Origin of the sequence: Gracilimonas sp. (assembly GCF_017641085.1) — a bacterium.
In the GTDB taxonomy this organism is placed as follows: domain Bacteria; phylum Bacteroidota; class Rhodothermia; order Balneolales; family Balneolaceae; genus Gracilimonas.
In genome coordinates, this window is sequence record NZ_JAEPPI010000004.1 from 1 (window position 1) to 23,336 (window position 23,336).

Sequence of the window (23,336 nt, forward strand, 5' to 3'; positions counted from 1 at the left end):
TCCTCTCAGACCCCCTAGCTATCATCGCCTTGGTGAGCCGTTACCTCACCAACTAACTAATAGCACGCAGACCCCTCTATACCCGGCCGAAACCTTTAACAACTGTGGCCATGCGGCCCCGCTGCATTATGCGGTATTAGCATCCCTTTCGAAATGTTATCCCCCAGGTATAGGCAGGTTATCTACGCGTTACTCACCCGTCCGCCAGTCTCCAGTAAGTGCAAGCACTTACCTTCTCCTTCGACTTGCATGTGTTAAGCCCGCCGCCAGCGTTCGTCCTGAGCCAGGATCAAACTCTCCATTGTAAATAAATATATATACTCTGTGAGCTGACCCTACGCTCTTGGTCATTATCAAATGCAAAAAATTTGCATCAAGAAATTGAACAAGCTCTCGCTCGCACAAACAATCTGATCTATACTTCAATATGTCTAAGAACAAACCTTTCACCGAAAAAAAATGCCGGCCAAAACATCAAGTTTTAGTCAGCGTTTTTGTTTCCTCGAAAGGATTATAAAGGTAAGGGCTGAACCCCATTCACTGCAAATTTTATTTCAAATTTCTTTCACTTTTTTTCTGTGCCAACGTGAGTCATTCAGATTCATATAAAGAGTGCCCTGAAGGGTCTTCATCATAGTGCTTAAGAAATCTAACACCCAAATAAAAGAGCGGTGTATCGAAAAGTGCGAAGAAAAACTTGAACAAATAACTGTTGATGATCAGAATAATGAGCGTGGCACCAATTTTCAAAAAAGTTATAAAATAAAAGGGCTACTCTTTTTATTCATAAATGCCACGAGCAGCCCTTATTTGTTTTATGATTTATTTAATTATTAATGCTATCGCTTCCTTAGTAAAGCAGCTATTAATACAATAAACATTGTTGCAAAGATTAAGAACCCAAATACAGAAAACCAATCTAATATCCCTGAAGGGAAACTATTCGGTGTATCACTGTATCTCCCAACTAATACTAACAATGACCATGTTACGGCAACTACAGAAACGATTAAGGAAACCAATTTGAGCTTATTCTCATTTATCTCTATTGATACTTTTGATTTAGAATTTTCCATAGTGATAACTATTTAATTATTGTGAACAACCATCACAAGAAGCGGCAGCACCTGTTAGAGCTCCACCAACTGCACCGATTGTCGCACCAATGCCACAACCTGGGATTGCTCCAACACCTCCAGCTGCTGCACCAACGCCGCCGCCTATACCACACCCAGCTAATGCACCACCGTAGTACCCCCCTAAAGTTCCTGCAACGCATTTGCCCCATCTTTTCCACCAACCGCAGCCTATTAATTTCATGCTAGTAATCGTTTTAAAAGATGAACCTCCAACAAACATTTGGTAATTGTCTTTATAAAAAGATAAAGAAGCTTCATACCAAGCTGCGGCATTTAATAGTTGATTTTGCTCTGTCAAAGTAAATTTATCAGACGAGAGAACTCTTTCGTAGAAATTATCAAATAACACTTTGATAGATTCATAATCACTAGCGTTTACTACTTGAGATGACAGTGCATTTATTTCCTGAGTAATTAACGGTTCATTATCTCTACTTTTTAACGAATTTTTATTAATTATATCAGAATATGCAATGTCGTAGTTTTTAGATGCGACAACATAATTTTCACTCGACTTATCAATATTCAGAAGATACTTTAAAGCTTCTTCTTTAAATATTTTTGCGTCTATTATATTAGCTTCAGAATTTTTTAAAGCTTCTTCAAGGTTATCGAACCTATTTGATAGATCAGCCCTAACCTCTTGCACATTGATCACTTGTTCATTGCTTGATACCCCTGTATTGCAAGCACTAAAATTAGCAACAGTAAACACTGTCAAAACAAATAGTGTTATTTTTTTAACTGGATAAGTGTTTATTTGTACCATGGTTATACCTCGATATGTTTTATTTATTCTATTCTTGACATCATTTTTTTATTAAAAATGATATTCCTAAGAGTATCGAGGTCTTAAATCGTTACACTTTTTTTTTGAGTAGTCGAAAGTGACTAAGATTCATATAAAGAGTGCCCTGAAGGATCTTCATCATAGTGCTTAAGAAATCTAACACCCAAATAAAAGAGCGGTGTATCGAAAAGTGCGAAGAAAAACTTGAACAAATAACTGTTGATGATCAGAATAATGAGCGTGGCAACAGAATTCACATTGTCGCCAAGGTTCCCGGCCAAATATAGAATCGTTAAAATGGCGGTCGAATCTACCAGTTGACTACACATGGTTGATGCATTATTCCTTAGCCAAAGATGTTTGCCCCCGGTCAGGTTTTTCCAAAAGTGAAATAAACGGACGTCAACGGTTTGGGCTGTCAGGTAAGCGATCATACTGGCGATCGTATTCCCTACCATAAATTCATAAACTCCTTCAAATAATTGAATGCCACCGCTAACCCCGCCTGTATTTGGAAGCCAATGCCCTACCGACATTAAGAAGAGCATGAACACGTTCATCGCAAACCCAATCCATACGACTAACTGTGCTTTCTTTCTTCCAAATAGTTCAGATATTAAATCGGTTGCCAGAAATGTTATTGGGTAAGCAATCAACCCAACGGGAATACTCATTATATATATGTCTTCATTTCTTACCAGCGAAGGCGTCAACGATTTTAACCAATCGGGTAGGTGAATGCTGAAGAGAGTAACAAATTTGGTTGTCCCGATTACATTTCCCAAAACCAACGCCGTCAGAAATACTCCGGCCAGGCTCAGAAATAAAGCGTCTCTTTTTGCCAGTGATGGCTTCCGTTCATCCATAAAAACAATTGATAAGAATTAGCCCAAAAGTAAACATTCAAAACAATTTTTCAATTTATATCGTAGCAACGAACTGAAAGCCTCACGCATTCGTTTTGCAAGTGAAATAATCAAGACTATGACTACAGAAAAACTGAATACTAAAATTGAGCTGACGGAAGCCGCGATAGACCTTTATATAGAGGATAAGTTTTCTATACCAAACCTGACCGATAAAACAGGCAAAACTGCTTCTGAAATTTATGCTTTGTTCCCGAATAAAAAGTCTATTCTTCAATTCTACTATCCCTCTCTTGTAATACGCTACCGCGCTATGATTGGAGAGATTGAGGACTTCGACTCTTACACCATCGCTGAAAAGCTATCTAACTTCTGCTATACCCTTTTTGATATGATGGACGACCGGCGGGCATTCGTGGAAGACACCTTTGAAAAGTATGAGTGGAAGTGTACATCCAACACTGAATTCCGAAATGAGATTAAAGATTTGTTTATTGACTTCTTTACCACAGATGGCCGCATAGCCACCAGCGCCGGCTTTTTTATTGGGGATCTTTTTTACTCATCACTTAGAACACAATATGTATTCCTGGTCAAATTCTGGCTGGAGGATGAAAGTGAGGATAAGGAACGTACATTTGCCTTGGTTGACAAACTAACCGGATTTATTGAAGAACTGGTGTATTCCAAAATTGTTGACAAAGGATTCGACTTAGCGAAATACTCTGTGAGTGCTTTTGGTTTCAGCCAACAGGTTGAAGATTTCAATGAATGGGTTTCCAGCTGGTTTGAAGATGAACATGAAGTTGAAATCGAAATTACAGATGAAGAAGACGAGGAGACTGAAGATGAGTAATGACTTCCCATCCTCGAAATTTGAGCGAGGCAGCCGTATTGCCAAAACCGGGCTCAAGGTTGGAACCAATTATGCCAAGCGTTATTTACGGAAGAAATCAGGTAAAGAAAACGGGGATTCTGACAGCAGCTTCCATTCCGAAAATGCCAAAGAGGTATTTAAGGAGTTTACCAAACTGCGCGGAACTGCATTAAAGATTGCCCAGGGCATGAGCATGGATCAGGGGTTTTTACCTGAAGAATTCGCTGAGGTAATGAGTCAGGCTCAATATTCAGTTCCTCCTATTAATAAGGCTTTGGTTCGCTCTATCATAAAAAGAGAATTGGGTGACTATCCTGAGCAATTATTTTCCCGTTTCGACTCCGAGGCTTTTGCGGCAGCATCCATTGGCCAGGTGCATATGGCTGAACTCAAAGACGGACGAAAAACTGCCATCAAAATACAATACCCCAATGTTCGGGAGACCATCAATTCCGACCTTGGCCTTGCTAAAATTTTAGTGAAACGCATCGTTAAGAAGGGCGCTGATATTGATCCCTATTTTGAGGAAGTAAAACAAACTCTGCTGGAAGAAACCGATTATACAAATGAAGGCCAGCAAATTGAGTTATTCCGAGAGCGATTTGGCGGGATGAATATCGTTATTCCGGAGTGGATCAAAGAGTATTCTACGGATAAAGTTTTGTGTATGACGTACCTGGAAGGCCGGCATCTCAATGAGTTCCTGAAAGAAAACCCAACCCAGGAACAGCGAAATCGCTTCGGGCAGCTGCTGTGGGATTTTTTCCATCAACAAATTCAGGATAAGAATTACGTTCACGCCGACACACACCCCGGAAATTTCTTATTCACTAACGATGACAAACTGGGCGTCATTGATTTCGGTTGCGTAAAACAATTTCCCGAAGCGTTTTTCATGGATTACCTTCGGTTGCTGCCCACCCATTTAAATGGGGATGAAGAAGCCATCCGTAATCTATATTACAAGCTTAATGTCATCAAAACTGATTCAGATAATCCCGACAAAGAAGAGGAATATTTTCGTTTCGCCCGTAATTATGGAATGACTTTCGCTGAGCCTTATAAATCTGAAGTTTTTGATTTTGGGGACGAAGACTACCGAAATAAGATCAAGTACTTTACCAAAGATGCTCCCATCGGTAATGAACCCCGTGGGTCTCAACACTTCTTATATACCACCCGCGTTCACCTTGGGCTCTACAATCTGCTGATGAAACTGGGAGCCCATATCAACACTTCCAAAAGCAAAGAAATACTTAGCGAAATGCTGGACGTTGATTTTGGGGAATTGGTATAAGCCCGATTGCACAGCTTTTCTTTTCCCGAGATAGTAATGGTTTGCAAAGCAAGGGTAAATCCTCCAGACCGCTCATTTGCCACTGACTATATATTCATAAGTATTTATATCAGTGTGCATTCAATAATTTGTTATATTTATTGAAATTGGAAAACGGCACATAAACATTCTACATGGATATTTCAGCATCTGAGGGGCATAAAAGAGATAAAGACGGGTTTTACTGGTCGGATGATGCAGAGCCTCATTTAGAACGACGAAAAGAGATCTTAAAAAAATATCCGCAGGTAAGAGACCTATACGGAGTTGACCCCTCTTTAAAGTACAAAGTTTTTGGCTTGGTTCTAATCCAGATGATTTCCGCTTACTTTGCTCCGAATTTACACTGGTCGTTATTTTTAGTGGCCTCTTATGTGTTCGGTGCTACTATTTCTCATGCTTTATTCTTGGCTATCCATGAACTGAGCCACCATTTGGCATTTAAGAAAAGAGCTCACAATAATTGGCTTGCTATTTTTGCCAATATTCCGATGATTTTCCCTTACGCAATGTCGTTCAAAACCTACCATTTGATGCACCATGCCGAGCAAGGCGATGAACACCATGATGCCGATTTACCACACCCTGTAGAGGCGGGATTTTTCAAAGGATTATGGGGGAAATTGGTTTGGGCGTTCAATCAAATCCTATGCTACATCATTCGTCCTTTATTTGTACATCCCTTAAAAATGAAAAAGTGGCACTTCATTAACATGGCATTTCAGTTCCCTGTTATTGCGGTGTTCATCTATTTTGCCGGATGGCAGGCTCTTCTTTACTTAGCCGTGTCAGTATTTTTTGCAGGAAGTTTACATCCCCTTGCCGGACATTTTATTTCTGAACATTATGTTTTTGAGGAAGGACAAGAAACCTATTCCTATTACGGTCCGTTAAACAAGCTCTCCTTCAATGTAGGATTTCATAACGAGCATCATGATTTCCCCCGCATTCCGGGATCCCGGTTACCAAAGCTTAAGAAATTAGCTCCCGAGTATTACGATGATTTGTACGCCCACAGTTCATGGACCCGGGTACTTTATAAATTCATCACCAATTCGGACATCTCCTTACATAGCCGGGTTAGACGAAAGAGCTCTCAAAACAGAAAGTAATCCGCTTCGGCCATCATTCCATAGCAGAACCAATGGATTGAAAATATAATTAACGGAACATAGATGACATGGATCGGGCAGATTTTCGCTGATTTTTAGTTGAACCTCTTTATCAATTCAGCATAAGAGCACGTTCATAGACCGCTTTTTTATATTGCCATCTCTTCATTTTCCTGTTCTCGTTTCAGAGAGAGGATGTGCGTTCTCTCAAAAAAAACTGTAAGGAATTCGGTTTTCATAGCTCTTACCTTAAAAAAAGACGATGAACCATACAGAAACCACTTTTGATACTATGCCGGACCTCCAAAAAGCTGAACATATTCTTTATGATGTTTTCGGCTTTGAGGAATTCCGGTCGCTCCAAAAAGATATAATTGAAAACGTTCTTCAAAAGCGTGATACCCTTGCCGTAATGCCTACCGGTGGCGGGAAGTCACTTTGCTATCAAATCCCTGCACTCATATTTGATGGACTTACCATTGTTGTTTCTCCCTTGATTTCACTGATGAAAGATCAGGTTGATCAACTTACCGCTTATGGAATTTCCGCTTCGTACCTGAACAGCTCACTTTCACCCCGGGAATACCAAAACACGCTCGACCTTATCCGCAGGAACAAATTGGACCTTTTGTATTTGGCGCCGGAAACTCTGCTAAAAGGTAATGTCCTGAATCTGCTTTCAGGACTTAATGTTGAATGTGTGGCCATTGATGAGGCCCACTGTATTTCGGAATGGGGACACGATTTCCGGCCGGAGTACAGGCAGCTGGCTGATGTCACCAATCGATTCACCAATGCAGTTACCTTAGGACTTACTGCTACCGCAACACCCCGCGTTCAGGAAGATATTGCGACATCTCTGGGGTTGAAAAACGCCAATACTTTTGTCGCCAGTTTCAATCGTGAGAACCTGTACCTGAATGTTGAATCAAAAAACAACACTCTTCAGCAGGTGATTAATTTTATACGAAGGCATGAGGGGGAATCAGGGATTATCTATTGTTTTTCCAGAAAACAGGTGGACCAACTTTCACAGGACCTGAATGCAAATGGATTCAAATCTCTGCCCTACCACGCCGGACTTGGAGAACAGGAGCGCGCCCAAAACCAGGATGCCTTCATCAAGGATGAGGTGGACATTATTGTAGCCACTATTGCATTCGGTATGGGTATTGATAAACCGGATGTTCGGTTTGTTGTGCACCACGATATGCCAAAGAATATCGAATCATACTACCAGCAAATTGGCCGCGCCGGGCGTGATGGGCTGCAATCCGATTGCCTGTTTCTGTTCAGTTATGGAGATGCTGCCAAGATCCGATACTTCATTGACCAGAAAGCGGAAGCCGAACAACGGGTGGCTGAGCAGCACTTGCAAAAGCTGATGGAGTATGTGGAGGCCCACCAATGCCGGCGTATCAAGTTGCTGCAATATTTTGGAGAACATTTCAATGAGCCCAATTGCGGAATGTGTGATTTCTGCACCGGCAATACGCCCGAAAAAGAAAACATCACTATTCCTGTTCAGAAATTCCTGTCAACAATGGCGCGGACTGACCAAAAGTTCGGGTATCACCATATCAAAAATATCCTGGTAGGTTCACGCCGCAAAGAAGTTCTAAAGTTTGGGCACGACCAGCTTTCAACTTATGGAATTGGAAAAGAATTCAGCCGGCCGGAGTGGAAACAGCTGTATCGCGAACTCATGAAACAAGACATCATTGTTAGAGAGTTTGAACATAAAAGTTTGAAGCTTACTCCCAAAGCCGTGGAAATCCTCAAGGGGGAACAGGAGGTTTTTGGAGTGATAGAAGAACCTCAGAAAAAAGCGCAAACCGGAAATGCTAAATCCGAAATCGAGTCGCTCGACTTCAACAAAAACTTATTTGCCTTATTAAAGGAAAAGCGGATGAACCTGGCTCAACAGCAAGAGGTTCCACCCTACGTTATTTTCGCAGACACCTCGTTGATCGAGATGGCTTATTATTGTCCCAAGTCAAAAGAGAGTTTTTTGCAAATTCATGGGGTTGGTCGTGCAAAAGCGGAGAAATACGGCACGGCTTTTCTTGACATCATTACCGGCTTCAGTAAGGAGTATAACCTGGAAGAAAGATCAAAGTCTGACCGGAAAAGAAAAAGTACCGTTAGGAAAACCTTAAGCAAAAGCAGTCGTCCTTACGAAGTGGGCCAATTGTTTTGCGAGGGAGACAGCATCTCGGATATAGCTGCAAAAATCAGTGTTAAGGAAAGTACGGTAGTCGGATATTTAATCAAGTTTGTAAGAGCAGGAAATAAGATACCCACTGACAAGATCTTGCAAGCATCGAACCTGAGTAGTTCTGAGCTGAAAAAGGTAAGAAAAGCCTTTGATGAACACGGGACCGAAATGCTTCGGCCTGTCTTTGAAGCCCTTTCCGAAGAAATAACTTATGATGAATTGATAGTGGTGCAGCTTCATTTAATTTCAGAAGGGTGACCCTTTGCTTACTGAATATTCTCAACATCGTAAAGCCCGAAAATCTACGCCCAATAAAAAAGCACGAGCTGTAAAACAACCCGTGCTTATATAAAAAGTATTCTATTCCGGTGTATTAATCGATCCGGTTCAGATACCTGAAGAAGTCACTGTCGGTAGAGAGAATGACGTTTGTTTGATCGTCCATAGTTTTCACGTAGGCATTCATCGAACGCATAAACGAATACAGCTCTCTCGCTTGTGGCGATTTGTTATAGGCTGCATTGTAAATTGCTGCTGCCTGGGCATCGGCATTACCGCGAATAATTTCGGCTTCCCGGAATGCCTCAGACTGAATGCGGGCAAGGTCTCTTTCCTTTTCACCATTTATTCGTGACGCTTCACCCTGACCTTCAGACCTGAATTCATCCGCTATTCGGTTTCGTTCAGAAATCATACGGTCATACACCGTTTGGCGCACATCTTCCACATAATTTACACGCTTGATACGGAAGTCCAGAATCACTATTCCCAGGTCTTTAGCCCGCTCGTTTCCTTTTTCCTGGATTTCATCCTGAATGAATCCACGTCCTGTTTCGATAGTCTCCAGCGAATCTTCCACCACTTCTAAAATAGCGGCCCCGGAAGTATCCGGTTCACGGTTGCTGGTTCGTACAATTTCCAATAAATCGTGAGACGCAATGGCATTTCGGGTTTCCCCATCCAGAATATCATCAAGACGAGACTGGGCCCCGCGTTCATTGCCTAATCGTTGGTAAAACTGCAGGGGATCTGTAATCTGCCAACGCGCATAGGAATCCACAAAAATGAATTTTTTATCCCGTGTTGGAATTTGGTTACGATCTCCATCCCATTCCAGGTACCGTTTCTCGAAAAAGTTGGCTGTCTGCATGAATGGAATCTTGAACTTCAAGCCCGGTTGTGTGATTGCTTCTCCAACAGGATCACCAAACTGAGTGATGATAACCTGCTCGGTTTCGTGTACGATGTAGAACCCATCGATTGCTGTTAAAAACAGCACTAAACCAATTACGACGGCAATTATTCCTTTTGCTTGACTCATCTTAGTTACCTCCGTCGTTTTGATTAGTTGAACTGCGGGCTCCATCTAACTGAAGCTGAAGCAGTGGCAACACATTGTTTCCGTTTTGATCTGTAATAATCTTCTTACCCATTTTTGGTATGATATCTTCCATGGTCTCCAAAAAGATCCTTCGTTTTGTAACCTCCGGAGCTTTTATGTACTCGGAGTATAAATCGTTAAAGCGAGATACTTCACCCTCGGCTGTGTTCACACGCTCCGAAGCATAACCTTCAGCCCGCTGAATGGTTTCCTGGGCTTCCCCTCGTGCTCTTGGAATCACACGATTGTAATCGGCACGGGCTTGGTTAATCAACGTTTCTCTTTGCTGTTGTGCCTCATTAACTGCATTAAAAGAGGGCTTGACCGGATTCGGTGGATTGATATCCTGGAGAACCACCTGCTCGATGGTAATCCCCATTTCATATTCAGTAACCAGAGATTGAATGAGCTGTTGTACCTGTATAGATACTTCGGCACGGCCAACCGTGAGTACTTCGTTTACGGTACGATCACCTACAATTTGGCGCATCGCAGCCTCTGAAATATCTGATAAAGTAGATTCGGCGTTACGTACTTTAAACAGGTAGCTGTATGGATCATTGATTCGATATTGAACCACCCATTCCACATCAGCAAGATTCAAATCACCGGTTAACATTAGCGATTCGTCCTCATACCCTGCTTTCTGATATCGTGTTTGAACGCCGGCCTGAACCGTACGATATCCAAATTCTTGTTTTAGTTGTCGTTCTACGGGAACCAATTCCACCTGATCGATGAGTGGCAGTTTATAATTCAATCCCGGTTCAACGGTTTCTACAAATTTACCCAACCGCACTACAACTCCTACTTCTTCGGGATCAACCGTGAAGAAGGTAGAAAAGCCGAGCAGAGCAACAATCAATCCGCCAATAATAAGCCGGATGTTTTTTGAAATCTTCTCGAACTGCGGCGGTACATTAAAATCAAAATTTTGATCTTGAGCCATGTTCTGTTCTTTGTGATTAATATTATCAAAGCAACTCGCTGGCAGCCTGTTTTAATCGGTGCGAATTGCCTTATTCTTTTTTAAATCTTCAGGCATATGATAGTAGTATCATCCGCCAATTGATAGTTACTGAATTTCTGAACAGTCCGTTTTATTTCCTGTGCAATTTCATTAGCCGACAGGTTTTCTGTATCAATTGATTCTATCAGCCTCGGCACTTCATCAAAACCAAAACGTTCGCCTTTTTCATTCACTGCTTCCGGTAGTCCATCAGAATACAGGAGGAAGAAATCTCCTTTTTTCATGGTGATGGTTTCGGCATTGTATTTAACTCCCGCTCTCAGCCCCAATGGGAAAGCTGGAGCCGGCGTATGGATATATTCTGCAAGCCCGTTTCTCTTTAGAATGGGGCGGCAGTGTCCCGCATTGGCAATGCTCATTTTCATGGAATCAAAATCGTACCGAGCCAGTGCACAGGTGATGAATGTTCGTTTGTCTGTTCTCGAAAATATTGGTTCGGTAATCTGTGACAATACCTCGTCCGGCATATCTTCCTTCATTCTGGATAGCAGCAATCCACTGGTAAATACAGCCGGCATTGCCGCCCGCATTGCCTTACCGGAAACATCCACCACAACCATTGTCAATGCTGTCGCCTCTCCTTGTCCATTTTCTGAGAGCACGTAATCAAAGTAATCGCCGCCTACCTCAAACGAAGGTAGAAAAAATCCGTACACGTCAATTCCATCCGCTTTGGGGGGCTGAAGGGGCATCAGCTTATACTGACTTTCGCGAGCTATCTCAATTTCTTTTTCAACCCGAAGATGCTGGGCTATTCGTTCCTCATATTCCGGGATGTATCCGCCAACTTCGGAAACGGAAAATCCATATCGGTAGGCAATAAACCCATAAATCAACGGTCCCGCCAAAACAAATGCCTGAACCCAACTCACATAGGCTACTTCCATCGACTCAGAACCAATGTAAGGCTGAATCATGAAGAACACATTGAAAAACCATAAAGCGGTACATACACTAAGTAATCCAAACTCCCGGATTGCATAAATCAGGACAACGGCTATGCCCAGATAAATCGCAAGGTCTTCAAATACCGAGCCGCTTGTACCTATAAGACGCCCTAAAACGGTAATACAAATACCACTGAATATGATTGAGAGAATTCCAACCAACCAATCCCGCTTAACCCAATGATTAATGATTGAATACACAAAGCCTATCTGTGCAACACACACCAACCAGGTAACCGTCATCGCACTCATATTAATAGTCAACAGCCTGGGTTTAATACTTGCCTCTGCAAAACCAAACTGGCTGTCGATTTGGATCAGGTAATCTCCCATTAAATATATTAAGGCGGACATGATCCCGATGAGAATCCCCCCAACCGCAAAACCGTGGATAATACCGGCTCCGGTTTCACTGATAAAAAACTTTCGCTGCCATAAGGCATCAATTACATCAACCTGATTTTGTTTTTGAGAACGGGCCAGTGCTTCCCAGCTTATATAGGCCAGTGAGCCATACAGCCCAACCACCAAAGCAAATAGCACGCTGTTTATGGTAGCCCCAAATAAACCTGCGTTACTCAGAAAGTCATTAAATGTGTAATAGAAGAAAATGGCACGCCAGCCATAGGTGGTTAAAGCCACAACTATGAAGATTACAAGAGCGCGTCTCCATTCTACTTTTCCTTTAAAAATGTTTTGAACCCCAACCGTAAAGACCAGAATTGCAAGGATAAATAAAGCTACAAACAGAGCATATGAAAAGTATAAATCACTATCGTCTTCAATTGACGTACTGGCTTGCAAGTTTTCGGGCTCAAACTGGTTCATTGCTGCAAACGACTCAATACTGAACCCAAATTCGGTCCTGAATCCGGATTCATTATCAATTTCCCGAACCACGGGCTTGAGATTCAGTGATAGTAACTCGGGCGTATCCGTTACATCTTGCTTCCTTTCCCAGGTAATATCGAGGGTATTAGCACCCCCATTTTCCAGAACAACCCTGTCATTCCGCTCTTCCAGGATTTCAAAAGTGGAATCATCTGAATTTTCTTCTACGATTTCATATTTATCGAGGTCATATCCTAACGTATTTCCTACCAGCTCGTTTGCAATCGCTAACAGAGAATCGCCTTGTAAAAAGGTGGGATTTGGGTTTTCATCATGAGCGTTTAGTCGAATCACCCGCCCCGAGTTAGAAACATTTAGCTGGAGCCGGCCAACATCATCAAATAACTGTCCCGTTGAGGCGAACATACCGTTATTTCTATTTTTGCTGCCTATAATCGTTTCCCAGCTTTGGATGTGCACGTTTGCTTTGTTCAGCTTTGCCGGATTTGTTTCCTCCGTCAACGTGTCTTGCAGGGTTTTCAGGTATTTGAGATGCTGTTTACGCATCGTCATCATGGCGAGAGAATCGGTGGAGAACCCAAGCCGGGGTGCAATATCCGCAAGCCGCTCCTCAACAGTTTCTTTGCTTTCTGATATGGGACCAGCCGCATAGAATTCAATATCGGGACGGACAAGAAAATAGCTCGCCAACCCGGCTAATCCACAAAAAAGTAATATAAAAGTACGTCGGTTTAACAACGAAATGCGCCCTAATTAATCTTGTGTCATTAAAAAATGACCGGAGTTAACAGTAATAAAAGAAGCTACGATTTTTTGAAGGCTTTGTTACTAACCTTTTGACCCAATTTGCATTAAATCAGTTATTGGATCCCTGTTCCCGAATAAACTCAATTTTAAAGACGCTTCCTTTTGTCTTTGAGCTTTCCATAATTTCGAAGTCACCTTCCAGCTGGCCGGCCAATGTTTTAATGAGTGTTGAACCCAATGAGTCAGAATCCGTGAACTTATCGATTTCGAAACCTTGCCCTGTATCAGAGATGATCATCTTTATTTTGCCGTCCTCTTCAGTCATCTTCACATTAATCTTGCCATCTTGCTGACCTTTAAAAGCGTGCTTGAAAGCATTCACAATTAGCTCATTAATAAGCAGTGAACAAGGAATAGCCTGATTGATACTAAGAGAAATCGGATCTACTTCCGCAGAAAGTTTAATATTCTTTTGGCCATTCATGTGCATACTGCTAATGGCCTGCAGTAAGTCGTTTACATATTTATCATAATCAATGTAGGCCAGCGATTCACTTTCATAAAGCATTTCGTGCACTAAAGCTATCGACTGAATCCGCATTTGGCTGTCGCTGAGTGCTTTCTCTACCTCGGTATTCTTGGCGTTATAACTTTGCAGTTGAAGCAGGCCTGAAATGACCGCAAGATTATTTTTTACCCGGTGGTGAATTTCTGCAAGCATCACCTCTTTTTCTTTAAGGGAACCCCGAATTTCTTCTTCCTGCTTCTTGCGCTCCGAAATATCACTGGCCACCGAAACCGTCCCCACCTTATTCCCTTGCGTATCCATTAGCTCTGCTTCAGAAAATAAAACCGACAGTAAATGTCCGTCTTTGTGGACCAGCGAAAACTCAAATGACTTTTTGTCCTTTCGGTTTTGCTCATATTCCTTCCTCATCCCTTTCATATTATAGAAATCTCTGATCGGGCGGTGTGTCATTTCTTCTACCCGATATCCCATAAGGTTGGCGGCAGCAGAATTAACCCTGATCAGGGTGCCATTGTTATCCGTTACAAACAACGCTTCCTGTATAGATTCAATAATATTGTCAACATATGCTTTGGAGACGGTCTTTTTTTGAAGTCCGGCTGCCATGGAGTTAAATGCCTCAGAAAGTTCTCCGATCTCATCTTTGGAAGCCACTTCTATCCTTTCATCCAACTTTCCCTCACCCAATTTCTTGGCAGTAGCGCTTAACCTCGCCAGGGGATTTGCTATAGATCTGTAGATATACACAGCCAGAACAATAGCCAGCAATACGGAACTGAGTGTTGCTATATAATTTATTAGCTCCGCTCTTTCCAGTGAGTTCGTAAGCTGAACGTTCCGTTGTTCCTGAATGGACAACACAAAACTTCGAAGCTGAGTTATTTCCGGAATGATGTTATTACGGAAATAAGGTTCAATTGAATTGATGAACATGATGTTAGCCTGGGCAAAGTCCTCTTCTCCAAGATCTAACCACTGTTCTGCTATCGATTTGTACACTTCGTAGCTCATCAACAGCTCATTCACATCCTCCGGCAATCTTTGATCCTGAACTAGCAGATCTTCCAGTTTTGCATAGGCCGTTTCAAATTGCTTCAGCTCTCCTTCAAATTGTGAGATAAGCTCTACTACAGCCGGAAGCTCCTGTACGGTATCGTAGTTTTTTTCTACCACCAGGGCTTCTCTTATTCCGTTTAAAAAGATCAGGCTTTGGAATAAGCTGCGCTCCATTTCCCCGGTATAAATTACAACTTCGGATGCCTCATTAACCGATCGTAGCTGTTCCTGTCTAATTTCCGATGTAAATTGATCAGAAATAAACCCAACAACAGCCAGCAATAAACTGATGCAAATAAAGCCAATTATAATTTTTGTACCGAGTCTCAAGGCCAATAAAAATTAAAGAGTTGAACGCCTTCCATTATAGAGATTCCATGCAGGAATCTCTATAATGTTAAAATTAAAAAAGACTCATGTAACGTTTGGCGCCAAGCTTAGAAAGAGAGCAACTCTTCTATCTTGCCTGCAATCTTATCGGTTGTTGGCAGCACTGAGTTCATCAGGTTAACATTATAAGGAACAGGGATATCGGGCATGGTTATACGCTCAACCGGTGCATCCAGGTAGGTGAAGGCTTCGCGCACAAGAACGGCTGCAATCTCCGCCCCGAACCCGGCCGTTTTGTTATCCTCATGGACAATCAAGCAACGGTTTGTTCGGCGAATGGAATCTAAAACAGCTTCCTTATCCCAGGGCATTAATGTTCTGAGGTCAAGCACATCTGCAGAAACTCCCAGTTCTTCAACGGCGGCTTCACTTCGTTCACACATAGCTCCCCATGTAACAATGGTAAGCTCCTCTCCTTCTCTCAGCTTTTTTGCTTTTCCAAAAGGTACAATAAAATCGTCGCCCGGATATGGTTTGCGGGCATACTTTGCGTCTAATAAATTCCTGTGCTCGAAAAAGACCGTTGGGTTATTACTTCTCATGGCTGACCTCAATAAACCAACCGCGTCTTCAGCGTTGCTGGGCATGGCAACCTGCCACCCTATAGCATGGGTGAAAAATACTTCGTTACTCATGCTGTGCCATGGGTCTCCACACTTGGCAAAACCACCGGGCATACGAACTACAATGGGCGCAGCAAATCGGTTCGCTGTTCTCCAGCGCGTTGTCCCGCAATTGTTGAGCTGCTCTGTTGCCGGATCTGCATATTTCCTGAACTGAATTTCAGCGACAGGCATTAAGCCTGAATATGCCAAACCTACGGCCCGACCGATAATCCCTTCTTCCGAAAGGCTGGTGTCAAACACCCGATCCTCTCCAAATTCAGACTGTAGATCCATTGTGGCTGCATGAACACCTCCTTTCATTCCAACATCTTCCCCAAAAACCATCACTCTGGGGTTGGTTTCCAGCTCATACTTCAGCGTTCGGCGGATCGCTTCCACAATGTTAATGCGCTGCTTTTCAGGCTTCGCTTCTTCAGACGACTCCGGAAACTCGTGTCCTTCAACAGCAAGCCCGCCAATGGTCTGAATTTCATCTTCTGCAAAAGCAAACTTTTCGGTTTGGGATGTATCCGGCTGTGGACGGTTCAAGGCTGCTTCTGCCGCTTCTTCAATAGTATCTTTAGCCTTCTTCTCCCAGTTCTTCCAGGTTTTTTCGGTGATTTGATCCGGAACCATATAGGCTTTCAGTTTTTCAAGCGGATCATTTTCTTTCTCTTTCTTGATTAACTTCTCATCCTTATACGCTTGATTATCCTGGTAGGAATGTCCGTTTAGCCTTGGCACTGTTAAACGAATAAGGGCCGGGCCTTTTCTTCCCCGAACATAATCCACAGATTCTTCCAGCAGGGAAGCAGCTTCTTCCGGATCGGTTCCGTCACCGTCATAGATTTTCAGGTTGTTAAAAGACTGAAGGTTGTTGCTGATTTTACCACCCGGCGTCTGATATTCGCTTGTTACAGAAATACCATATCCATTGTCTTCAATATAAAACAACACTGGCAGGTTCTGGGTGGTGGCAATTGTCAATGCCGACCAAAATCCATTGGTGGCTACCGATCCATCACCACCTAAAATTACAGAAATAGCTTTTTCGTACTCTTTTTCTTCGAGCACATTTTTACGGTACTCAATTCCCTGAGCCCAACCAATGGCAGGTGTATATTGGGAACCTACGTCCCCGGCCATCGGCAACACTTTGGGGCCGTCGGCATCCGGTTTATTACAAACCACTCCGATATCACGTCCGTCACTGTAACCTCCCGATTTACCCATGGGAGCCGCCATAGCATCTTCTTCTGAAAGCCCAAGTGTTAGCAGCAAAGGACGGGAACGGTAATATGCACTGGCTGAGTCGTGCTTATTGGTAAGCAGCTTTCCTAATAAAATCTGACCAAGCTCATGCCCACGAGCAGAAAACTGATACAGTACTTCTTTATTGGGAACCAGCTCATTTTCCTCCTTATCGTCCATTGCTCTTGAGGTAAGCATGAGCCGTGCGACGTCTTTCCAGTCAACGTCTTTAGTTGTTTTATTCTTCTTTTTAGATGCCGTTTTTTTCTTGGCCATAAATAAAGTTCTTTACTGCTTACTTCTTAGTTACTTCTAAAAATGATTGTTCAAAATGGTCCATTTCTTCTGAAAGACCCACCGTAATCCTGATGCAATTTGGCAATCCAAAAGCATTGATTCGGCGCAAGATTACTCCCTTTTCCAACATATTCTGGGTGAATTCTATAGCTTCCTCTTCCGATGGAAGAACCATCATCACGGAGTTTGAAATTGATTTTACGTAGTTAACATTTTGTTCATCAAAAAACCTGTACAACCGCTGCTTACTTTCTTCAACAACATCAATACTTTTCTGCAGAAACTCCTGATCGTTGTATGCAGCAAGTGCGGCCGCCTGGCCGAGTGTAGTGGGCTCAAAAGTGAGTTTTGTTTTCATCATATTGCTAATGAGTTCTTCATTGGCAATAGCATATCCCACTCTGAATCCGGCCAATCCGTACGCCTTCGAAAAAGTTCTCAATACAATGATATTGTCGTAGTCATAATCCAGAGCTTGCGGGTAATCCTCAACGCCCTTTGTGTACTCAAAGTAAGCCTCATCCATTACCACAAGCACATCTTCCGGCACTTGTTGCATAAACCATTCAAATTCTTCTTTATTGATATAAGTACCTGTAGGGTTATTGGGATTGGCAATATACACCATTTTGGTATGCTCATCGATAGCATTGGCAATGGCTTTTACATCATACCGGTAATCCGAAGTCATGGGGATTCGCTTCAAGTGAACCCCTCTAACCCCAATCTGCACAAAAAACCCTACAAAGGTTGCATCGGCTGTTACGGCATTTTCTTTATTGAGGAAAAACGTTTTACAGAGAATAGAAATAATACTTTCTGATCCGGACGCGAGTAATACATTTTCACTGTTTACTCCATTTCTTTCAGCAATGGCAGCTCGAAGTTTCCGGGCAACCGGGTCCGGGTAATCCTGAATTTCTTTAAACGCCTTATCGATTGCGTTTTTAACTTTTGGACTACATCCCAGTCGGTTCTCGTTGGAAGCAAGTTTGGCTATTCTTGTTGGTTTGTATAAGTCTGCTACTTCTGCAATAGTCTTACCCGCAACATAGGGTTTTAGCGTTTCTATATTACTGGGTACTAACGGTTTACCAGTTTTTGTAGTCATTAAGCCTTAACTTACTATTTAGGATTTCTAACAGTGTGGAAATTTACCACTAAAAAAGCGCTTTTTCCAAGCTCGCGCCAACTTATCCGAACTATTTGTAAATGCATTTGTTTGAATCATTAAATCTAACAACAAAAATACCAACGTATTAATGAGTAAGACGATTTTAGTTACCGGTGCCAGCCGCGGTATAGGATATGAAACTGCACGAAAGCTGGCTTCAGAAAATCACACAGTTATTGCTACTGCCCGTTCACAAGATAAGCTACAGGAACTTTCAAATACTGCAGAGAACGGAAAAATCATAACTGTTGCGGCTGACCTTACGAAGCCGGAAGACATTACCAAAATCGCTGCTGCTGTAGAAAAAGCTAAAGGCCTGGATGGGTTAATAAATAATGCCGGGGCTGTTCATCGGCAAGCTTTTATGGATACCGACATCGAAGTATTTAAAAAGCTCATGGATGTGAATGTGTATGGAATTGTTCGTCTCACTCAAGCACTGAAGGCACATCTCAGGAAGGGAAGTCATATTCTCAATATTTCCAGTATGTCGGGATATCAGGGCAGTTTAAAATTTGGGGGATTATCTGCTTATGGTGCCGCAAAAGCTGCTGTTGTTGGTCTATCTGAAGTGTTGAGTGCCGAATTCACTGAAGATAATATTGCCGTTAATTGTTTATGTATAGGAGCAGTACAAACCGAAATGCTGGAAAATGCCTTTCCCGGCTTTGAAGCTCCGGTTTCTCCACAACAAATGGGAAGCTATATTGCGAACTTTATCCTAACCGGGCACCAATTTTATAACGGAAAAGTATTACCGGTAGCATTAAATGATCCGGGTTAGTACAGTATGGTATTGGCATTTATTATTTACTAACTTCGGTAAAATCTAAAATTCTATGAGACTATAATGCGTACATTTTCAGCACTCTTTCTTTGCATCACGATCATCTTTTCAGCATCCGAAGCAACCAAAGGTCAAACCATTGAGCTTTTGGCCGGCAATACATTGAACGGAGCTGTAAACGGAACTCTTTTAGGAGGGGCAACGATGGCTTTAAATAATAGCTCTGATTTTGCTCCATTACGTGTTGGGGTTGGCCTTGGAACTTTATATGGGGTTGGTGTGGGAGCTTACGACATTGCCTCTTCAGGAGGGCAGCAACTGATTGTGCAGGGTTTATTTAATGATGGCAACAACACCAGCATTATTGTTTTGCTGGATACTTTTTATGGAGCAGCTGCCGGTGCCGTGGTTACAACATCCGTGATGTTGGTTGCCAATGAGCCGTTAGTAGAAGGATTGCAATATGGGGCCGGTATTGGAGCATGGGTAGGTTTCGGAGTAGGACTCATTGATGCATTTGCTCTTTCAAAACGAGTTACTCCTACATCCACTGCAATGAAAAGCTCTGTTCCTAATGCTGATGGATTAGTAGGCATTCAATTCAATAATAAAACCAGCCTTGGTTTAGTTTCTCCGGCCATAACCACAACCTATCAAACAACCGATAGCGGATTATCACGCAAATTCAACCCTTCTGTAAACTTCGTTAACCTGAAAGTTAATTTTTAGGCTCAGCCAGTTTTTTAATGATCGCCTTCGTTGTTTCCATATGTCCGGATAAGGAGTGATGCAGGCCATCCGGTAGGTAGTTCCAGGCATTAGGCTCACCTTCTCCCATTCGTTTTGCCGAAGCATCCACTATTGCCCCTTGCTTACCGGAAACTAAATCCTGCACCGGACCTAAGTCCTCCGGTTTGATAGTGAAGTCATAAAGCAGATTCTCTTCCAGCATTTCATCAATAACAGGAGCAGGTGTAATCCAAATCAGCGGGTTTTCCACTCTTGATTCCAATACTGATTGGATGGTTTCTATATTCTCCCAGGTTTCTGAAAGAGGTAATAAGGTGCGATCGGGAGCAATATTTAACCGCTGTGCATCAAAAGTGCCTAATGCTACAATCACCCAATCCGGTTCATGAACCACTACATCGCGATCAACACGTCGTAGAGCTTCTGCCGTTGTATTGTAAGAAACACCCGCGTTAATGAAATTGAAGTTGGCTTTTTCCACCGATATTTCCAGTACATGCTTCAAAATGGTAAACCAGCCCTGTGCATCTTCTGTATTTGAGTCTCCAAAGGCTACGATGGTTTCATCTCCATCCATTGGGAGTTTATCCAGGCAATCTACAATTTCATCTTCCTTAAGAATCTCCAGTGCAGCCTGCCGGGCATTTTCGTCATAATTCTCTCTGTACTCTTTGAGCTCTTCTTCTGTAATTCCAAATAAACCGGCTTCCGATTTTACATCATTTTTACCGGGGAAAAGAGGAATTCGTTTTGTAATGTGATAGAAAGGCAGCATAAACTGCTCCAGAATTCCTTTTTCTTCGTCCGTCGCTTTTTTATTTGCCATTTTATTATCTGTATTCTTTTATAAGTTTGTCTGCTAATTTCTTAACACCGGTACCTGCATTCTCTTTATAGTGCTCCCATCCGTCAAAATCATAAAGTTGAGGGTCGGAGGGATCAATGATGTATTTAGGGATATGTGTTTTTGCATAATCAATCAATCCTGCGGCCGGATAAACCACTAAAGAAGTACCCACCACAATAAGAATATCAGCTGTAGAAACTTCGATGGCGGCAGGTTCTATCATCGGTACCATTTCGCCAAACCAAACTACATGCGGTCGTAGCTGAGCTCCATCCTTTGCGGTATCTCCCCATTTAATGGGGTCAGCACCAATATCGATTACGACAGATTCATCCTCAACACTTCGGGCTTTTGTAAGCTCTCCGTGTAAGTGCAGAACCTGAGTGGAGCCGGCTCGTTCATGTAAATCGTCAACGTTTTGGGTAACTACAGAGACATTAAAATGATCTTCAAGATCTGCTAATGCTTTGTGAGCTGAGTTGGGTTTGGCTTCCGCAGCTTGTTTTCGTCTGAGGTTATAAAATTCGAGAACGTTTTCGGGATCTTTATTCCAACCTTGTATAGAAGCCACTTCGTTGACGTCGTATCCTTCCCAAAGTCCACCGGAATCCCTGAATGTAGAAAGGCCGCTCTCTGCACTAATTCCGGCCCCGCTAATTACTACGATCTTTGGATCAGGCATTCACCATTGAAAGTTTAAACCAAGAACTGTCCATTTTATACTCTTCTACCACATCAGCATTGCCACCATACTTATACGTTTGCATGATAGTGTTAACTTCATCCTGTAACGTTTTGATAGCATTTTGAATCAGTTCATTATTAAATCCCTGATCTCCAAGGTTGAGTGTAAATTCCATAGAAATAATGCGGCCTAATGCTCTGCCAAGTTCTACCAACTTACGTTGTGGCATTTTTGGATCAAGCTCGAAGTTCAACCGCTCTTTAAAATATTCCGAAGAGCGTGAAGTGAGGTGGAATTCACTCAGGAAATCATGAAGATTATTGTTCTTCAGCTTTCGCATCATCTTCAACACCGACTCACTAATTTGTTGATATAGAATGTCATTAGAGCCTTCGAAAATTTGAAACGGGCGGCTGTCAATAACCGAACGGCCGGCAATGCTATCCAATCGGTAGCCCATGGCTCCTTTCAATTGTAATAGTGATTGTGATGCCCGTTGCATGTAATCCGTGACAAGTGCCTTAATAGCGTTGGCCTCCAGATCCATTCTGGATGTATTTTTTTCTAGCGGGATGTTAGAACTGGTAAAGTTGCACATAGCCGAACAGACTGTAAAATAAGCCTGAATTTCAGAAAGCCGGTTTTTAACCTGATCATAATTGATCAGGCTTTGTCCACCTACAAACCGCTCTTTGCAGTGCTCCATGGCTTCATCCATCATACGACGAAGGAAACCCATCCCCATTCCGGGAAACTGAAGCCGGCTTCGGTGAAGAAGGTCCAGCATCATGGTAACCCCTGTGCTCTTGGGCTGGAGCTTGTGAGATTCATCAACTTTTATATCAATTTTGTTTTTGCCATAAGGCAGCATGTAAAGCCCAAGATTGTTGTAGTATTCTTCTACTTCAATACCTCCATTTCGGGTATCGTGTATAAAGAAAGATATATCCCGGCCCAAATCGCCTTTGTCGTTCATATTTCGTGCTGTGATCAACCAGTAATCTGCCATACCGGTAAGCCCACCCCAGTGTTTGGTGCCCTCAATTTTATAGGTATCATCGCCGATTTTCTGATAGGAAGTTTGCATCTTCAATGCATCTGATCCAAAATCAGGCTCGGTAATCATCAAGCCACCCAGTTTATTGGAATTTATTACTCGATTGAAGATATCTTTCTTAACCTCTTCATTTGCATAGTTTGCCACAGGCTGAAGAAATAATGCTCCATTTATCCCCATCATAAGGGACAAAGGTAAAGACTCGTAAGAGCTGGCTTCCAGCATTGCGAGTGCTTCAGCAGTGTGACCGCCATAGCCACCGTATTCAGATGGGATAAAAGCACCCAGAGGAGATAAATCCATAATCTCTTTTAACGTGGATTCTTCAATTCCTCGTACCAGTGTATTTTCTTCCGCTTCACTACTCTGTGAAAAAATATCGAATAGCTTTTGTTTGTAGTTTTTCAGGAATTTTTGGAAATCCGTAGCCATAACTTCTGCTTAATTTAAAATCACCTTTTTAACAATATTATTTAATATAAGCATTCCAATCTGTGTTTTCTGTAATAGTTTTACAAAAAACTTGTGTTGCCCCTATAAAAAAAGCCTCTTCGTTGAGTGGAAGAGGCTTTGGGAAAAAAAGGAAGAAGGCGACGACCTACTCTACCCCTTG

General features: G+C 42.4%; 17 protein-coding genes and 1 rRNA gene. 6 read left to right on the top strand and 12 right to left on the bottom strand.

Features of this window, described 5'->3' with window-relative positions; translation table 11 throughout:
- The 3 genes from JJ941_RS15020 to JJ941_RS15030 form a co-directional block, all read right to left on the bottom strand.
- A 16S ribosomal RNA gene (locus JJ941_RS15020) occupies window positions 1-305 on the bottom strand; the annotation flags it as partial.
- Between the two features lie 787 nt (window positions 306-1,092).
- Window positions 1,093-1,908, bottom strand: coding sequence for a hypothetical protein (locus JJ941_RS15025; protein ID WP_290967027.1), 816 nt, complete (start codon window positions 1,906-1,908; stop codon window positions 1,093-1,095).
- Window positions 1,909-2,030: 122 nt separating this feature from the next.
- Window positions 2,031-2,795 carry a queuosine precursor transporter gene (locus JJ941_RS15030; protein WP_290967030.1) on the bottom strand — a complete coding sequence of 255 codons (765 nt, stop codon included), beginning with the start codon at window positions 2,793-2,795 and terminating at the stop codon, window positions 2,031-2,033.
- A gap of 118 nt (window positions 2,796-2,913) precedes the next feature.
- Between JJ941_RS15030 and JJ941_RS15035 the strand changes: the two genes are divergently transcribed.
- The 4 genes from JJ941_RS15035 to recQ all read left to right on the top strand — a co-directional run bounded on the left by JJ941_RS15035 (window position 2,914) and on the right by recQ (window position 8,596).
- Window positions 2,914-3,651, top strand: coding sequence for a hypothetical protein (locus JJ941_RS15035; RefSeq protein ID WP_290967033.1), 738 nt, complete (start codon window positions 2,914-2,916; stop codon window positions 3,649-3,651).
- On the top strand, window positions 3,644-4,969 hold the full coding sequence (locus JJ941_RS15040; protein ID WP_290967036.1) for an AarF/ABC1/UbiB kinase family protein: 1,326 nt from the start codon (window positions 3,644-3,646) through the stop codon (window positions 4,967-4,969). The genes JJ941_RS15035 and JJ941_RS15040 overlap by 8 nt, the downstream gene beginning before the upstream one ends.
- A 173-nt stretch (window positions 4,970-5,142) precedes the next feature.
- Entirely contained in the window at window positions 5,143-6,120 is a 978-nt protein-coding gene (locus JJ941_RS15045; protein ID WP_290967039.1) for a fatty acid desaturase, read from the top strand.
- A 262-nt stretch (window positions 6,121-6,382) separates the two neighbouring features.
- Complete coding sequence (recQ, locus tag JJ941_RS15050; RefSeq protein WP_290967041.1) at window positions 6,383-8,596, top strand: DNA helicase RecQ; 2,214 nt, start codon at window positions 6,383-6,385, stop codon at window positions 8,594-8,596.
- A gap of 115 nt (window positions 8,597-8,711) precedes the next feature.
- On the opposite strand, the gene hflC is transcribed toward recQ, so the two are convergent.
- From hflC to hisC, 6 genes are all read right to left on the bottom strand, one after another.
- Window positions 8,712-9,659: a protease modulator HflC gene (hflC, locus tag JJ941_RS15055; protein ID WP_255133333.1), complete on the bottom strand. Its 948-nt coding sequence runs from the start codon at window positions 9,657-9,659 to the stop codon at window positions 8,712-8,714.
- Between the two features lies 1 nt (window position 9,660).
- Window positions 9,661-10,668, bottom strand: a complete 1,008-nt coding sequence (hflK, locus tag JJ941_RS15060) for an FtsH protease activity modulator HflK (protein WP_255133335.1) — start codon at window positions 10,666-10,668, stop codon at window positions 9,661-9,663.
- An 80-nt stretch (window positions 10,669-10,748) separates the two neighbouring features.
- Window positions 10,749-13,238, bottom strand: a complete 2,490-nt coding sequence (locus JJ941_RS15065) for a PP2C family protein-serine/threonine phosphatase (RefSeq protein WP_290967047.1) — start codon at window positions 13,236-13,238, stop codon at window positions 10,749-10,751.
- 166 nt (window positions 13,239-13,404) lie between these two features.
- Window positions 13,405-15,210, bottom strand: coding sequence for a histidine kinase dimerization/phosphoacceptor domain -containing protein (locus JJ941_RS15070; RefSeq protein ID WP_290967050.1), 1,806 nt, complete (start codon window positions 15,208-15,210; stop codon window positions 13,405-13,407).
- Between the two features lie 107 nt (window positions 15,211-15,317).
- Entirely contained in the window at window positions 15,318-17,402 is a 2,085-nt protein-coding gene (locus JJ941_RS15075) for a transketolase C-terminal domain-containing protein (protein WP_290967054.1), read from the bottom strand.
- A gap of 19 nt (window positions 17,403-17,421) precedes the next feature.
- Window positions 17,422-18,534, bottom strand: a complete 1,113-nt coding sequence (hisC, locus tag JJ941_RS15080; protein ID WP_290967057.1) for a histidinol-phosphate transaminase — start codon at window positions 18,532-18,534, stop codon at window positions 17,422-17,424.
- Between the two features lie 151 nt (window positions 18,535-18,685).
- Between hisC and JJ941_RS15085 the strand changes: the two genes are divergently transcribed.
- Together JJ941_RS15085 and JJ941_RS15090 are read left to right on the top strand one after the other, a co-directional pair.
- A complete protein-coding gene (locus JJ941_RS15085; protein ID WP_290967060.1) occupies window positions 18,686-19,381 on the top strand; it encodes an SDR family oxidoreductase in 696 nt (231 codons plus the stop codon).
- Between the two features lie 66 nt (window positions 19,382-19,447).
- On the top strand, window positions 19,448-20,113 hold the full coding sequence (locus tag JJ941_RS15090; RefSeq protein WP_290967063.1) for a hypothetical protein: 666 nt from the start codon (window positions 19,448-19,450) through the stop codon (window positions 20,111-20,113).
- Here the strand turns inward: JJ941_RS15090 and JJ941_RS15095 are convergent.
- The 3 genes from JJ941_RS15095 to JJ941_RS15105 are packed head-to-tail and all read right to left on the bottom strand — an operon-like array spanning window position 20,103 to window position 23,155.
- On the bottom strand, window positions 20,103-20,960 hold the full coding sequence (locus tag JJ941_RS15095; protein WP_290967066.1) for a GDSL-type esterase/lipase family protein: 858 nt from the start codon (window positions 20,958-20,960) through the stop codon (window positions 20,103-20,105). The genes JJ941_RS15090 and JJ941_RS15095 overlap by 11 nt on opposite strands.
- 4 nt (window positions 20,961-20,964) lie before the next feature.
- Window positions 20,965-21,663 (bottom strand): NAD-dependent deacylase, encoded by a 699-nt coding sequence (locus tag JJ941_RS15100; protein WP_290967069.1) that lies wholly within the window; start codon window positions 21,661-21,663, stop codon window positions 20,965-20,967.
- Window positions 21,656-23,155, bottom strand: a complete 1,500-nt coding sequence (locus JJ941_RS15105; protein WP_290967072.1) for an acyl-CoA dehydrogenase family protein — start codon at window positions 23,153-23,155, stop codon at window positions 21,656-21,658. The genes JJ941_RS15100 and JJ941_RS15105 overlap by 8 nt, the downstream gene beginning before the upstream one ends.
- Window positions 23,156-23,336 lie beyond the last annotated feature (181 nt).